The organism is Sinosporangium album (genome assembly GCF_900100605.1).
GTDB classification, from domain to species: domain Bacteria; phylum Actinomycetota; class Actinomycetes; order Streptosporangiales; family Streptosporangiaceae; genus Sinosporangium; species Sinosporangium album.
Window position 1 is genome coordinate 224376 of the sequence record NZ_FNCN01000003.1, and the last position, 13660, is coordinate 238035.

The 13660-nt window shown below is 70.1% G+C and carries 13 protein-coding genes; 9 read left to right on the forward strand and 4 right to left on the reverse strand.

Annotated features, from left to right (window positions below; all coding sequences use genetic code 11):
- The first annotated feature begins 135 nt into the window (after positions 1 to 135).
- Together BLQ73_RS04375 and BLQ73_RS04380 are read left to right on the forward strand one after the other, a co-directional pair.
- Positions 136 to 1167, forward strand: a complete 1032-nt coding sequence (locus tag BLQ73_RS04375; protein WP_093168457.1) for an ABC transporter ATP-binding protein — start codon at positions 136 to 138, stop codon at positions 1165 to 1167.
- Positions 1151 to 2131, forward strand: coding sequence for an ABC transporter ATP-binding protein (locus tag BLQ73_RS04380; RefSeq protein ID WP_093168459.1), 981 nt, complete (start codon positions 1151 to 1153; stop codon positions 2129 to 2131). The genes BLQ73_RS04375 and BLQ73_RS04380 overlap by 17 nt, the downstream gene beginning before the upstream one ends.
- A gap of 78 nt (positions 2132 to 2209) precedes the next feature.
- Here BLQ73_RS04380 and BLQ73_RS32080 read toward each other — a convergent pair whose 3' ends face one another.
- The gene (locus BLQ73_RS32080; RefSeq protein WP_176955268.1) at positions 2210 to 2383 is read right to left on the reverse strand and encodes a hypothetical protein; all 174 of its coding nucleotides are present in this window, start codon (positions 2381 to 2383) and stop codon (positions 2210 to 2212) included.
- 245 nt (positions 2384 to 2628) lie between these two features.
- Here BLQ73_RS32080 and BLQ73_RS04385 point away from each other — a divergent pair, with 245 nt between their 5' ends.
- Positions 2629 to 2874 (forward strand): hypothetical protein, encoded by a 246-nt coding sequence (locus BLQ73_RS04385; RefSeq protein WP_093168461.1) that lies wholly within the window; start codon positions 2629 to 2631, stop codon positions 2872 to 2874.
- Between the two features lie 125 nt (positions 2875 to 2999).
- Here the strand turns inward: BLQ73_RS04385 and BLQ73_RS04390 are convergent, their stop codons facing one another.
- Positions 3000 to 3404, reverse strand: a complete 405-nt coding sequence (locus BLQ73_RS04390; protein ID WP_093168464.1) for a hypothetical protein — start codon at positions 3402 to 3404, stop codon at positions 3000 to 3002.
- A 941-nt stretch (positions 3405 to 4345) separates the two neighbouring features.
- On the opposite strand from BLQ73_RS04390, the gene BLQ73_RS04395 reads away from it, so the two are divergent.
- Positions 4346 to 5581: an ROK family transcriptional regulator gene (locus BLQ73_RS04395; protein WP_176955269.1), complete on the forward strand. Its 1236-nt coding sequence runs from the start codon at positions 4346 to 4348 to the stop codon at positions 5579 to 5581.
- 161 nt (positions 5582 to 5742) lie between these two features.
- Here BLQ73_RS04395 and BLQ73_RS04400 read toward each other — a convergent pair whose 3' ends face one another.
- Positions 5743 to 6381 (reverse strand): FMN-dependent NADH-azoreductase, encoded by a 639-nt coding sequence (locus tag BLQ73_RS04400; protein WP_093168717.1) that lies wholly within the window; start codon positions 6379 to 6381, stop codon positions 5743 to 5745.
- Between the two features lie 106 nt (positions 6382 to 6487).
- On the opposite strand from BLQ73_RS04400, the gene BLQ73_RS04405 reads away from it, so the two are divergent.
- Complete coding sequence (locus BLQ73_RS04405; RefSeq protein ID WP_093168468.1) at positions 6488 to 7015, forward strand: MarR family winged helix-turn-helix transcriptional regulator; 528 nt, start codon at positions 6488 to 6490, stop codon at positions 7013 to 7015.
- 296 nt (positions 7016 to 7311) lie between these two features.
- Positions 7312 to 7872, forward strand: a complete 561-nt coding sequence (locus BLQ73_RS04410) for a carboxymuconolactone decarboxylase family protein (protein ID WP_093168470.1) — start codon at positions 7312 to 7314, stop codon at positions 7870 to 7872.
- Positions 7873 to 7937: 65 nt separating this feature from the next.
- On the opposite strand, the gene BLQ73_RS32085 is transcribed toward BLQ73_RS04410, so the two are convergent.
- The gene (locus tag BLQ73_RS32085) at positions 7938 to 8831 is read right to left on the reverse strand and encodes a DoxX family protein (RefSeq protein WP_176955270.1); all 894 of its coding nucleotides are present in this window, start codon (positions 8829 to 8831) and stop codon (positions 7938 to 7940) included.
- A gap of 298 nt (positions 8832 to 9129) precedes the next feature.
- Between BLQ73_RS32085 and BLQ73_RS04420 the strand changes: the two genes are divergently transcribed.
- The 3 genes from BLQ73_RS04420 to BLQ73_RS04430 all read left to right on the forward strand — a co-directional run bounded on the left by BLQ73_RS04420 (position 9130) and on the right by BLQ73_RS04430 (position 13638).
- The gene (locus tag BLQ73_RS04420; RefSeq protein WP_093168474.1) at positions 9130 to 11469 is read left to right on the forward strand and encodes an AAA family ATPase; all 2340 of its coding nucleotides are present in this window, start codon (positions 9130 to 9132) and stop codon (positions 11467 to 11469) included.
- A 262-nt stretch (positions 11470 to 11731) separates the two neighbouring features.
- Complete coding sequence (locus BLQ73_RS04425) at positions 11732 to 12715, forward strand: ABC transporter permease (RefSeq protein WP_093168719.1); 984 nt, start codon at positions 11732 to 11734, stop codon at positions 12713 to 12715.
- An 8-nt stretch (positions 12716 to 12723) separates the two neighbouring features.
- Positions 12724 to 13638, forward strand: coding sequence for an ABC transporter permease (locus BLQ73_RS04430; protein ID WP_093168721.1), 915 nt, complete (start codon positions 12724 to 12726; stop codon positions 13636 to 13638).
- The last annotated feature ends 22 nt before the right edge of the window (positions 13639 to 13660 follow it).

Genomic DNA, 13660 nt, shown 5'->3' on the forward strand with positions numbered 1-13660 from the left:
GCCGTGTTCGGAAAAGTCGTTCAGAAGAGTTGTTCGGAAGGGTCGTTCGGAAGAGTTCGTTCATCTCCGTTTAGGGTGGACGGCCACCGGGCCTCCGGTCGGGAGGCCGGAGGCGTGAAGTCATGAGGAGGCGCGATGGCCAAGCCGGCCCCCGCCACGTCCGATGAGCGGGCCCCCGCGGCGCTGGAGGTCCGTGACCTGAAGGTCACGTTCAACACGTCCACGGGCGCGGTGCCCGCCGTACGCGGCGTGGACCTGGTCATCAGGCCGGGCGAGACCCTCGCCCTGCTCGGCGAGTCCGGCTCCGGGAAGTCGGTGACCGCTCGGGCGATCATGGGCCTACACGACCAGCCCCATGTCGACGTCCGCATGGAACGTGCCATGGTCGGAGGCCGCGACCTGCTCGCCATGACGCCGGAGAACCGCCGGCTGCTGCGCGGCAGCGCCATGACCATGGTGTTCCAGGACGCGCTCTCCGCGCTCAACCCCGTGCTCACCATCGGCGACCAGATCGGCGAACTGTTCCGCGTGCACCGCGGCGCCTCCCGCAAAGAGGCCAGGGAACGGGCCGTCGACCTGCTGGAACTCGTCGGCATCCCCGCGGCCAGGGACCGCGTGCGCGACTATCCCCACCAGTTCTCCGGCGGCATGCGCCAGCGCATCCTCATCGCGATGGCCGTCGCCCTCGAACCGGCCCTGCTGATCGCCGACGAGCCCACGACCGCGCTGGACGTCACCGTCCAGGCACAGATCCTGCGGCTCATCGACCGGCTGCGCCGGGAACTCGGCACCGCCGTACTCCTCATCACCCACGACCTCGGCGTCGCCGCCGAGGTCGCCGACCGAATCGCGGTGATGTACGCCGGGAGGATCGTCGAGACCTCTCCGGTGGAAGACCTCTACGACCGGCCCGCCCACCCCTACACCGAGGCGCTTCTCGCCGCGATCCCCGACCTGGACCGCCCGAGCTCGGAGCTGCTCGCGATCCCCGGAACCCCGCCAAGGCCAGGCGCGGTCGGCGCCGGCTGCGCGTTCGCACCGCGTTGCACCAGGTCAACCGAGATCTGCGCCGACCGGCTGCCCGCGCTGACCCCGCTCGTCGGGCATCCCCACCGCACCGCCGCCTGCCACCACACCGAGGAGGTGCTGCATGCCGCCGTCAACTGAGCCGGTGCTCGCGGCCGTCGACCTGCACAAGACCTACGGAAACCGCATCTTCGGCAAGAGCGGCGGCGTCCACGCCGTCGCCGGGGTCAGCCTCACGCTGAAGGCAGGGGAGACGCTGGGCATCGTGGGGGAATCCGGCTGCGGCAAGTCGACCCTCGCCCGCATGCTCGTCGGGCTGGAACGCCCCGACAGGGGAGAGGTCACCTTCCATGGCAAGCCGTTCGCGTCGGGGCGCGGAAGCATCCCCCGCGACGTGCGGCGCCGCGTCCAGATGGTCTTCCAGGACCCGCTGACCTCGCTCAACCCCCGCATGACCGTGCTCGAAATCATCGCCGAACCCCTCGACGTGCACGGGCTCGCCGCGAGCCGGCAGGCGAGGCGGGCCAAGGTGGGTGAACTCCTCGAACTCGTCGGCCTGGCTCCGGAACTCATGAACAGGTTCCCGCACGAGTTCTCCGGCGGCCAGCGGCAGCGCATCGGCATCGCGCGCGCCTTGGCGACGGAGCCCGAGGTGATCGTCTGCGACGAACCGGTGTCCGCCCTCGACATGTCGGTGCAGGCCCAGGTGGTGAACCTCCTCGCCGACCTCCAGCGCACTCTCGGCGTCGCCCTCGTGTTCATCGCCCACGACCTCGCCGTCGTGCGACACGTCTCCCACCGCGTCGGCGTCATGTATCTGGGCCGGATGGCCGAGCTCGGCCCCGCCGCCGAGGTGTACGGCACGCCCGCCCACCCCTACACCAAGGCGCTGCTGTCCGCCGCCCCCATTCCCCGGCCGCAGGCCCGGCACCGCGAGCGCGTCATCCTCGCCGGCGACCCCCCGAGCCCCGTCGATCCCCCCTCCGGCTGCCGTTTCCGCACCCGCTGCCACCAGGCTCAGGACCTCTGCGCCGAACAGGCCCCCGAGCTCACCGGCCCCCACGCCCACCTCGCCGCCTGCCACTTCTCGGTGCCGGCGGCCTGACGGCCCGGTCGCGTGTCCCGGTCGCTCGGCTCGGTCGCGCGGCCCGTCGGCCGGGCCGCGCGGCCTGACAGCGTGCTGTCAAGCCGCGGGCGTGGGTTCCTTCCCCGCGGGGAAGTGGAGCACGTTCCTGCCCGTGTAGGCGCGCAGGTCCACAACCTTCGAATCTCCCGTACGGCGCCGCCCCGCCGCCGAGCGGATGTGCCTGACCTTGTGGCGCGGCGTGTGATCTGGAACTACCGTGAACCTCGTCATCCATGCCCCCCGGCGTGATGCTTTTGTTACCAATGAGATAACTACAGAGCGGGCCGTAAGGCCGCTGTAAAGACCTTCTGAATTCTCTCTGGTCGATCGTCGGGCCCCTGCACGGGGGTCGGTCTGGGGCCCGCTCCATCGCCGCCGTCCCCGCCGCGCCGACGCTCCGCCGCGGTCGTCCCGCGCCGATGCTTCGCCGCGGTCCCCCGGGGTAGGGAACCCCCGGACACCTTTTGGGGGAAAAGATGGCTGCTTGTGAGACCTGCGGAAATGACTACCACATGGCCTTCGAGGTGCACGCTCAAGGCGTCGTGCACACCTTCGACTGCTTCGAGTGCGCCATCCAGAAGATGGCGCCCATCTGCGAGCACTGCGGCTGCCGCATCATCGGCCACGGTGTCGAAGCCGGCCAGCACTGGTTCTGCTGCGCCCACTGCGCCCGCGAGGAAGGCGCCACCGCCCTCGTCGACCACGTCGAAGCCCCGGCCTGAGCGGCACGGGAGAGCTCTGCGCCCGGCGTCCGCCGTACGGCCGCTCGCCGGGACGGCCGTTCACCCCGGTGGAGATCGGCGGTCGCGGTGGCCGCGGTGGCCGCGGTGCGGCGTTCTGGGCCCGTTCACCGATTGAACCACTCCGCCGAGGCGGAACGGGCGAGCATCCAGATCACGACGAGCGGCAGCAGCATGCCGAGCAGGTTGAAGACGGTGACGCTCTCGCCCGAGGCAGTCGTGATCAGCGGGCCGAGCAGGCCGAGGCCCTGCACGACCAAAGCCGTGATCCGCACCCATTTCCGGCGTGACCGGACGGCGGAGGCGAGTACGGCCAATAGCACCGTGGTCACGGTGGTGGGGAGGAACAGGAGCAGCCCGGTGGGCCCGAGGTCCGCCTCTGCGGGCACCTCGGAGAGGAAGATGATGAGGAACAGCAGGGCGATCACGCCAAGGCCCGCCTGCACCCACATGATCGCCCGGGCGACCGACACGTCCCGCGGCATGGATTCGACTTCGTCATACCCTGACATCGGACCTCTCCAGGAGTGGAAGACCAGCGGTGATCCGGGGAAACGGGTTACGGGCCGAGCACGTTCAGGGCGAACAACGGGAAACCGCATGAGCGGTGCGGTGGAGTTCGTGTGAATCATAAGAACGCCGCAGTTCTCTGCGATAGACGAGCCTGGGAATTGATTCCGAAATTTGATCCCCCGCGGTCGGGCTCTCTGTGCGTGTCCGCCCATGGCGCATGGCATAACCGCTGGCAGTGGGCATGGCGCGGCCGTTCGGGCATGCATGTCCGATGAGCATGCGCCTTCCCTTTGCGATGCGGAGCGTGGTCGGCCGAATGCTCATTGCGGCGGCCTCCGCCCGGCGCTGCGGCGGCATATGACGGCGATTGAATGAATCGCCGATCAAACCCTTCTTGTGTGCGCGATCGAGATCTGCTTCCGGAAGCGGTGGACACACGTGAGCGATCGGGCCGGTCGAATATGGGGCGGCCCTCCCGGGGAGATGTCGGCACGGTGGCGGTCGCGGTGTTCGCGGTGTTCGCGGTGTTCTTCAAGGGGCCTGAAACCCCTGCGAACGGCGGTGGCGACGTGAGCCGTCGTGCGCGGCGAAAGGATCTGCGGCCGACTTGGGCTCTCCCCGGCCGTTCCTCCGTTGGACGCCGCCGGCAGCGGGCACGCTGGGGGCTGTGCTGCCCGAAATCTCGGCATTCGGTCGTGCAAAACCCAGCACGAACGGCATAGCGGACAGAACCAAATCTGTCCGTCCGATGTTCTTGTTTCGGGTGCGTAGGGTTGCGCGCCGACTGGTTCTGTCGGCATTGTTGGGGAAGCCGGTGCCGGCGGGCGAGGTCAGGTCGCCCGTCGGCCCGGTCCTTTCGTGCTTCCCCGGTGGCCTTTGCCGCTCGCGGAGGCGGATGCGGCATGATTGGGGCGGGCCACATCCACGAACGAGGCTGACCTTGATCACTTCTGCGAGGGGGCCGCGCCCCGCGGACTTCACCGACGTCCGGGTCACCAATCTGTCGGTCGTGCTCCGTTTCGTCAGAGAGCACGCCCCCTGTTCGCGTGCCGACATCGCCGCCATGACCGGACTCAACAAGGCCACGGTGTCGAGCCTCGTGGCCGATCTGATGGACCGGGGGATGCTGCGCGAGATCGGCCTGACGGAGAACCGTGTCGGCCGCCCCGCCACGATGATCGTCCTTGACGGAGCGCCGTTCTCCGCCGTCGGCATCGAGATCAACGTCGACTACCTGACCGCCGTGGTCATCGACCTCGCGGGAGAACGCCTGCTGTCGTGGCGCCGTTTCTTCCCCGGCACCGACGCCGTGGCCGACGAGGCCGTATCGGAGGTCGCGGGGCTCGCCCGGCGCGTGGTCAACCGCATGTCCAGAGAGGGACGCCAGGTCCTCGGCCTGGCGGTGGCCGTGCCGGGACTGGTCGACATGCGCGGTGCCGTACGGCTCGCGCCCAACCTCGGCTGGACCGACGTCGACCTCTACGGCGACCTGCGCAGGGCGCTGCGCGAACCGGAGTTCCCCGTCGAGGTGGAGAATGACGCCAACTTCGCCGCCATGGCCGAGCAGCGGTTCGGCGCCTTCAACGGCGCCCAGAACCTCGTCTACCTGACCGGGGAGATCGGCGTCGGCGCGGGCGTCGTGCTCGACGGGCGGCTCCGCCGGGGCGGACGGGGATACGGCGGTGAACTGGGTCACGTGCAGATCGACCCCGAGGGGCACTCGTGCCGCTGCGGTCGTGTCGGATGCCTGGAGGCCGTCGCGGGCATCGGCGCCGTTCTCGACCGCGCGGTCGCCTCACCCACCGAGATCGAGCCTGAGATCGCCCAGATCGTACGGCTGGCGCACGCCGGAGACAGGGCCACGCTCGCCAGGCTCCACCGCGTGGCCCGCGACCTCGGGCGCGGTGTGGCGATCCTGTCCAACCTGCTGAACCCCGAAGTGGTGATCCTCGGCGGCTACTACGTGCCGCTCGCGCCCTTCATGCTGGCCACCGTCGAGGAGGAGGTGCGCCTGCGCACGATCGCCCCGGACACCGGCGGGTTGCGCATCGCCGCTTCCACCCTGGGGCACGACGCCGCGGCGCTCGGGGCGGCCGGCCGGGTGCTCGACGGCGTCGACTCGGGCCGCTTGCCCCCATCGCGCGTGGTGCCGGAGCCGCTCCCGGAACGCGCCTGACGGCACGCGATCCCGGGGCCGTGCCGACTGCGTCGGCTGCGTCTGCCGTACCGGGTTGCGCCGGCTGTGCCGTACGGCACGCGCCCGGCGGGGCGCTCCGCGCCCGAGGGGCTGGGTCTCCCGCGCCCGGGAGCCTCGGGGCGTCGGCGCCCGTCAGCGGGTCAGGCCCGCTGGAGGGCGGTGCCGCGCGCGAGCTCGACGGCCCGCTCGTGGGCGGCGGCCAGCGACACCGCGGCCTGCTCGCGAAGGTCCGCCATCGCGGGGTTGGTGTCGGCGAGGGTGAGCTCAGGCATGATCACCTGGAGGTCGAGGCCGAAGACCTCGACCAGCACCTTGCGCAGCCACGGGTCGGCGAAGTCCCAGCCCTCCTTGGGCGTGCCGGGGCCGTACGCCCCGCCCCTGCTGGCGATCAGGAATGCGGGCCGCCCGTAGAGCGGGCCCTCCTCGGGGGTGAAGCCGACGGTGCGCCCGCCGACCAGCACGTGGTCGAGCCACGCCTTGAAGGTGGTGGGCGCCGCCCAGTTGTACATCGGGACCGCGAACAGGTAGGCGTCGGCGGCCAGCATCTCCTTGACGAGCTCCTCCTGGACGGATGCGGCGGCCTTCTGCTCGGCCGTGTGGCCGGCGGGGTCGCTGAACCGGGCGGCGATCAGGTTTCCGGAGAGGTGGGGGACCGGGTTGCTGCCCACGTCCCGATAGGTCACGTCGCCGTCCCAGTGCTGTCGGAACGTCTCGGCCACGGCGCGGGAGACCGAGCCGGTCATCGCGGCGGCCGCGTCGATGTGCAGAAGGCGAGGCATGAGATCCTCCATTGAAGTGTTGGGGCAGATCGTCTGCTGAACAGATTGTCCTCAGGGCAGGTAGTCTGTCAAATCAATCATCTGCCCGTGTGGTTATGATGAGGTCATGAACAACGATCGGTCGTGCTCCCTCCCCGCGGGACTGGAGACCGATGTCGGGTGGCTTCTCGGCCAGACCTTCCACGCCTACAACACCACCACCCAGCGCGTCATGGCGGAGTTCCCCGCCGCACACCGGGGCTACATGCTGGTGTCGGCCGCCGTCCACGAAAGCGCGCGCAACCAGATCGAAATGGCACGCCAGCTCGGTGTCGACCGCTCCGTCATGGTCAACCTTGTCGACGAACTGGAGCGGGAGGGGCTGGTCGAGCGGCGGCCCGACCCCACCGATCGCAGAAACCGCCTCATCGCCGCCACCGAGCAGGGCCGCGAGCGGCTTGCGTGCTCCCTCGCCGCGATCAGGCGGGCCGAGGAGGAGCTTCTGGCCCCTCTTGAGGAGCACGAGAAGAGGGCCTTCCGCGAGATGCTCCGCAGGATCGTCGCCCGCGGCGTTCCCGAGGAGGCGCGGCACGCCGCCTGCGCCGCCGCCGAGACGGGCGATGACCGCCTGGTGGGCACCGATAGGCACCGATAGGCGCCGATAGGCGCCGATAGGCGCCGAGCCTGTGGGCTGTGTCGGGGGGCGCTGCGCCTGCGCGCCTCGCAATGATGTGAGTCCGGTCGGAGCCCGCTCTCTTCGCGAGTGATTCTCGTGTGCGCGGCTGGGAGCGCTCCCGTGATGACCGCGCCGCGTCGGCCGGGTGGGGACCCTCATCCACGGCTCCCGGCGGTCCGGGGCTTTTGCGCGGCGGACTCTGGGGAAGATGTCAGGCAGTTCTACGCGTCGCCCCGCCGCCCGGCGCGGACCCGGGTGGGGAAGCAGGAGTTTTCATGCCGCATATTTCCCTTAAGTCGGACGAACCTGGCATCAACGGACTTTTCCGGTACCGGCCGGAGACGGCCCGACCGCTCGCGGACCTGGCCGAGGTGCTGCTGCGCGGTGACAGCACCCTGTCGCGGGGAGAGCGGGAGCTGATCGCGACATATGTGTCGTCGCTCAACGAGTGCCGGTTCTGCTCGAACTCCCACGCCGCCTTCGCCGCCGCCCAGCTTCCCGGCGGCATCGAGCTGGTGGACCAGGTACGGTCCGACCCGGACGGCGCGCCGATCAGCGCCAAGCTCCGGGCTCTGTTGGTGGTGGCGGCAGCCGTACAGCGCGGCGGGCCGCACGTCACCACGGCCGATGTCGACGCGGCCAGGGCGGTCGGCGCGACGGAGATGGAGATCCACGACACCGTGCTGATCGCTGCGGCGTTCTGCATGTTCAACCGATACGTCGATGGATTGGGAACCGTGGCTCCCGCCGACAGGTCCGCCTATGCGGCCATGGCCGAGCAGATCGTCGACCAGGGTTACAGCGCCGTCGTCCCGGAGTCCCAGCCCGCGGGATGAGCCGGGCGACTTCTCGCCGTTGGAGGGAGCCCCGGCGCCGGGCCCGGCGCCGGGGCTCCGGCAGCTCACTTCCGGTCGTCGCTTGAGCCGGCGACCAAGGTGTCGCCCGTGCTCGCCCCGCCGGGCGAGGCCCGGCGCGTGCGCGGCGCCCGCTTGGGCTTGGCGGGTGGGGCGATCGGCTGGGTGTCCCCGGCCGGCCGAGCGGGGACCGGATCCGCCTGCGAGGCGCCCGGCGCGTCCGTGGGCTGCGGCGGTGCGAGCGGTGCGGGCGGTGCGGGCGGTGCGGGCGGTGCGGGCGGTGCGAGTGGTGCGGGCGGTGCGGGCGGTGCGAGCGGTGCGGTGGGCCCGCTCGGCGGTGCCTCACCGGAGTCGGCCGGGTCGCGTTGCCCCTCCTGCGGTCCGGCCGACCGGGCGGGCTCGGTCTCGCGCGGCGCGGCGTCCGCGGATTCCGGGGCGGCGGGCCACTGCGGCTGTGCCGTACGGTGTGGGCGCAGTGCGTCGATGACCTCGTCGGCCTCGGCCTCGGGGGAGAGGTCGCGCGGCTCCTCGGGGCCGCGGCGCCGGAATACGACCATGTGGTCGACCGACAGGCGTCCCGCGCCCACGACGGCGAGCAGGATGGAGGCGGCGCCGAGGGCCACGATGAGGTTGACGTGGCCGCCCGCGAGCGGCTGGGCGGTGTCGCCCGTCGCGAGGGAGAAGACCGCGGCGTGCTCGGCGAACAGGACGAGGCCGACCACGGGTACGAGCAGGCCCACGATGAGGAGCGCCCCGCCTATGAGCTCGACGAGCATGGTGAGGGCGGCCCACACGCCGGGCAGCGGCGCGCCGATCTCGGCGAAGGAGGCTCCGGTGCTGATGAGGCCGGCTTCGAGCTTGCCCCAGCCGTTGGCGATGAAGATGCCGCCGATTCCTATGCGGGCCGCGAGCGCTGCGATATCACGGAAGGTTCGTCGCACGGTGTTCAATCCGTCCGCTTGATGGTGATATGTCTTGTACGAGGCTGACGGTAGTTGAATGGCTTCACAAAGGAGTCTGAAACGTCGAAAGGTGCCCACCTCCCGGCATTCGTCGCGGATAATGCCAAGTCAGGTACGGCAGGAGCCGTACCCGAGGTCGGGCGGATTCGTATCCGCCCACGGATCCCATTCCCCGCCGGGGGCGGGCGGACCGCTCCCTCATGGACAGAGCCGCGTGTCGGGGACGCCCAATCGCCGCCTGAGTGCGGTATAACCGGGGGCGGACCGGGGAGGCTTGATGCGTGACTCCGACAGGGCCCGGCCGGCGGGGCACGCCGCGGCACGGGATCTGTTCGAACAGATACGGCGGCGTTATTTCGAGCTATCCCCGACGGCGAGAAGGCTGATCTACGTCGGAGCCGGGGCCGCCGCCCTCGCGCTCACCATCGTGACGGGCTGGCCCTTCCTCCCCGCGCTCGTGGTCACGGTCGTGCTGATGGCCTTCGCCGCGTTGACCTTACGCTTCCCGAGGGCCGCCGCGACGGTGCTGGTACTCGGCGCCTGGGCCATGCTGCTGCCCGTCTTCACGCTGGCCTTCGGCCGGAATTCCTCCGTACCGCTGCTGCTCATGATCGTCGGCCTGCCCGTGGCGGCGGTCGCCCACCTCATCCGGTGGGTGCCTCCATGGCTCACCACGCTGACGGCTCTGCTCGCCACTGCCGCGATCGCCCTCGGGCTCTCACCCCTGTCGGCCACCGCGGCGCTGTGGGGCGGCTGCGCCGGCGCGGTCGCGGTGCTCGTCTTCCGCTTCCTCCAGGCGCGCCGGGTCAAGGCCGCGCTCACGGCCGGCGAGCAGCAGGTCCGCGTGCGCGTGCGGGGTGGCGGCACCGCGGCCCAGGCCGCCGCCGACCCGGGGCAGGGGCCCCCGCCGATCTCGGTGGAGGAAGCCCTCGGCGAGCTGGAGGGCATGGTCGGGCTCGCCCCCGTCAAAGAGCAGATGCGCTCGATCGCGGCCTCCATCGAGGCCGCGCGGCTGCGGGCCGAGGCCGGTTACACCACCGAGCCGCCGATGCGGCACTTCGTGTTCGCCGGGCCGCCGGGCACCGGCAAGACCAGCGTGGCGCGCTCGGTCGCCAAGATCTTCTACGCCTTCGGCCTGCTTTCGACCCCCTATGTCGTCGAGGCCCAGCGGGCCGACCTCGTCGGGGAGTTCCTCGGGGCGACCGCCATCAAGACCAACGAGCTGATCGACCGGGCCATCGGCGGCGTGCTGTTCATCGACGAGGCGTACAGCCTCATCAACTCCTCCGACGGCCAGCCCGACCGCTTCGGGGCCGAAGCCGTACAGACCCTTCTCAAGCGCGCCGAGGACGACCGCAACCGGCTGATCATCATCCTGGCGGGCTATGAGAAGGAGATGGCGGCGTTCCTGTCGTCCAACCCCGGACTGGCCTCGCGTTTCTCCACCAGGATCACGTTCCCGACCTATTCCCCGGACGAGCTGCTCAGCGTCACGGACCTGATCCAGCGGCGGCGCGGCGACCGCATGCCCGCGGACGCGCGCCCGGCGCTGCTGAGCCACTACGACGACGTCCACCGCAGGGCGGTCATCGACGAGCTGGGCAACGCACGCTTCGCCCGCAGTCTGGCCGAGGCGGCGGCGCAGGCCCGCGATGTGCGGGTCGTGGGCGGCGGGGGTTCCCCGACGACCGAGGACCTTGTCACCACCACCGCGGCCGATTTCGCCAAGGCGTTCCATGAGCTGACCGCCCGCTTCCGGGGCGACCAGGCCGTCCCGACGCTGGAGGAGGCGCTGGCCGATCTCGACGCCATGGCGGGGCTGGAGCCCGTCAAGCGCCAGGTCCGCGCGATCGCGGCTCAGCTCAGGGTGGCCAGGATGCGGCAGGAGCAGGGGCTGCCCACGCCACCCCAGTCACGGCATTTCGTGTTCGTCGGGCCGCCCGGCACGGGCAAGACCAGCGTCGCCCGCGTCCTCGGCCGGGTCTTCGCCGCGCTCGGCCTCCTCACCCGGCCCGACGTGGTCGAAGGCCAGCGGGCCGACCTCGTCGGCCAGCACCTCGGGGCGACCGCCATCAAGACCAACGCCCTGGTCGACCGGGCCATCGGGGGTGTGCTGTTCATCGACGAGGCGTACAGCCTGATCAACCCCGGCTACGCCGGGGGAGACGCCTTCGGGGCCGAAGCCGTACAGACCCTGCTCAAGCGGGCGGAGGACGACCGGGACCGGTTGGTGATCGTCCTCGCGGGCTACGAGCGGGAGATGGACGGCCTGCTCGCCACCAATCCCGGGCTCACCAGCCGGTTCAACCAGCGGATCAAGTTCCCGTCGTACTCGCCGGACGAGCTCACCGAGATCGCCGTCGTCTGCGCGCGGCGCGCGGGCGACAGGTTCGACCCCTCCGCCCTGAACGACCTCGCCGAGGTGTTCACGTGGGTGTGCGGGGAGAGGCTCATCGACGGGCTCGGCAACGGAAGGTTCGCCCGTTCGCTGTTCGAACGGTCCGCCATGCGCCGCGACGTACGGCTGGCGGCCTGCGGGGACACGGCCAGCGCCGAAGAGCTCACCACCATCACCAGCGCCGACGTGCGGGCGGCCGTGGAGGAGCTCTCCGCGTAGGGGCCGCCGTTCCCCTGCGGGTCGGCCGGTCTGATGTGGGCTTTTCGGTCGAACGTAACCGGGGAAGTTGGCGCTCCTGTTGAGGGGCAGGCCGCGGGCTTTAGGCATGCTTTAGGGCTGCTACCTGCGGAATTATGCGCCGGATTTGCTTACGGCAAATGCCGACACACCCTCTGATTGGGAAGTCTGCCCCTCCTGGACATCGCATGATGTAGCAGTATGGCTACACTCCGTGGGGGTTGGAGGGGGCGAGGGGTTGGTGATGGCGGGTTTTCTGGCGCGGCGACTGCTGAACTATGTGGCGTTGATCGTGGTCGCCACCAGTTTGGCGTACATGCTGGCCGCGAGTGCGCTCAATCCGCGATCGAATTACGAGCAGCGGACGCCGCCTCCCCCTCCCGCGGTGGTGGACGCACGGTTGGACGAGCTCAATCTTAACGACGAGACGCCGTTGTTCCAGCGTTATCTGCGCTGGTCATGGGGGGTTCTCCGTGGGGATTTCGGGAGGACGGTCGCGGGTGATGAGGTTAATGCGGATCTCGCGAGGCGTGCGGGTGTTTCTTTGAGACTGATCCTTGTGGGGCTGTTTGTAGGCAGTATTGCGGGAGTGCTGGTGGGCGCATTGGCCGCCGTATGGCAATACGGGGTTTTTGACCGGCTAACGACGGGAGCTTCGTTCATAGTGCTCGCCGTGCCGACGGTGGTCCTGGCGAACATCCTGATCATCGGCGCGGTCTGGTTCAACGACCTGGTGGGCGCGCAGATCTTCCTGGTCAGCGGTGAGACGACGCCCGGCCTCGAAGGCGGGCTCCCGGCGCAGTTGTTCGACCGGCTCAGGCACCTGGTCCTCCCCACGCTCTCGCTCTCGCTCGGCCTGATCGCGGTCTACAGCCGCTACCAGCGCAACCTCATGCTCGACGTGCTCGGCGCCGACTTCGTCCGTACGGCAAGGGCCAAGGGCCTGCGCCGGCGCACGGCGCTCACGCGCCACGCCCTGCGAACGGCGCTGATCCCGGCGGCCACCTACTTCGCCTTCACCTTCGGGGCGCTGCTCACGGGCACGACCTTCACGGAGAAGATCTTCGGCTGGCACGGCCTGGGCGAGCGGCTCATCGACTCCATCTTCACCAACGACGTCAACACGGTGGCGGCCATCAGCTGCCTCGCGGCGTTCGCCGTACTCCTGGCGGCCCTCGCCTCCGACCTGATGCAGGCGGTCCTCGATCCCCGGGTGAGGATGGGGTGAGCGGCCGCATGACCCTGCCCGAGGAGCAACTCACGGAGCAGCGCTCGGCCGTGGCCGAGGCCGGAGTGAGGGTGCCGTCCCGGGGCCGGGTCGTAGCCGGGCGGTTCTTCGGCTCCGGGTGGGGGCGGGCCGGGTTCGCGCTGCTCGCGGCGGTGTTCCTGCTGGCGTTCGCCGGGCCGCTGGTCTCGCCCTGGAGCTACACCGACAAGGATTTCACCGCGTTCATGGCGCCGCCCTCGGCGGCGCACTGGTTCGGGACGTTGCAGACCGGGGCGGACGTCTTCGCGGTGACGATGCGCGGCATGCAGAAGTCGCTGGTCGTCGGGCTCCTGGCCGCGCTGGTGTCCACGGCCCTGGCCGCCGTGATCGGCGCGTTCGCCGGCTACTTCCTCGGGTGGACCGACCGGATGCTGACATGGGTCACCGACCTGCTGCTGGTGCTGCCCGCGTTCCTCATCCTCGCCGTCATGTCCCCGATGTTCGCCGGCGGGCAGTGGCCGCTGTTCGTGTTCATGCTGGCGCTGTTCCTGTGGATGGTGACCTCGAAGGTCGTGCGCGGGATGACGGTGTCGCTGAAGGAGCGGGAGTTCATCCTCGCCGCGCGGTTCATGGGGGTCTCACCCACCCGGATCATCTTCCGGCACGTGATCCCGAACCTGTCGTCCCTGCTGGTCGTGGACGCGACGCTCAACGTGAGCGCCGCGATCCTGACGGAGACGAGCCTGTCCTACTTCGGGTTCGGCATCCAGCCGCCCGATGTGTCGCTCGGCACGCTGATCGCCGACGGCGCCAAGACCGCGTCCTACGCGCCGTGGACGTTCTGGTTCGCGGCCGGTCTGCTGATCGTCACCGTCCTCGCGGTCAACATGATCGGCGACGCTCTGCGCGACGCGCTCGACCCGGGCTCCCGGAGGTCTCGATGACCGAGCGCCCTTATGCATTCGG

Excerpts from the sequence above, each read along its gene's own strand:
- BLQ73_RS04375 (WP_093168457.1), top strand. The coding sequence starts at position 136 with ATGGCCAAGCCGGCCCCCGCCACGTCCGATGAGCGGGCCCCCGCGGCG.
- BLQ73_RS04380 (WP_093168459.1), top strand. The coding sequence starts at position 1,151 with ATGCCGCCGTCAACTGAGCCGGTGCTCGCGGCCGTCGACCTGCACAAG.
- BLQ73_RS32080 (WP_176955268.1), bottom strand. The coding sequence starts at position 2,383 with ATGACGAGGTTCACGGTAGTTCCAGATCACACGCCGCGCCACAAGGTC.
- BLQ73_RS04385 (WP_093168461.1), top strand. The coding sequence starts at position 2,629 with ATGGCTGCTTGTGAGACCTGCGGAAATGACTACCACATGGCCTTCGAG.
- BLQ73_RS04390 (WP_093168464.1), bottom strand. The coding sequence starts at position 3,404 with ATGTCAGGGTATGACGAAGTCGAATCCATGCCGCGGGACGTGTCGGTC.
- BLQ73_RS04400 (WP_093168717.1), bottom strand. The coding sequence starts at position 6,381 with ATGCCTCGCCTTCTGCACATCGACGCGGCCGCCGCGATGACCGGCTCG.
- BLQ73_RS04405 (WP_093168468.1), top strand. The coding sequence starts at position 6,488 with ATGAACAACGATCGGTCGTGCTCCCTCCCCGCGGGACTGGAGACCGAT.
- BLQ73_RS04410 (WP_093168470.1), top strand. The coding sequence starts at position 7,312 with ATGCCGCATATTTCCCTTAAGTCGGACGAACCTGGCATCAACGGACTT.
- BLQ73_RS04420 (WP_093168474.1), top strand. The coding sequence starts at position 9,130 with ATGCGTGACTCCGACAGGGCCCGGCCGGCGGGGCACGCCGCGGCACGG.
- BLQ73_RS04425 (WP_093168719.1), top strand. The coding sequence starts at position 11,732 with ATGGCGGGTTTTCTGGCGCGGCGACTGCTGAACTATGTGGCGTTGATC.
- BLQ73_RS04430 (WP_093168721.1), top strand. The coding sequence starts at position 12,724 with ATGACCCTGCCCGAGGAGCAACTCACGGAGCAGCGCTCGGCCGTGGCC.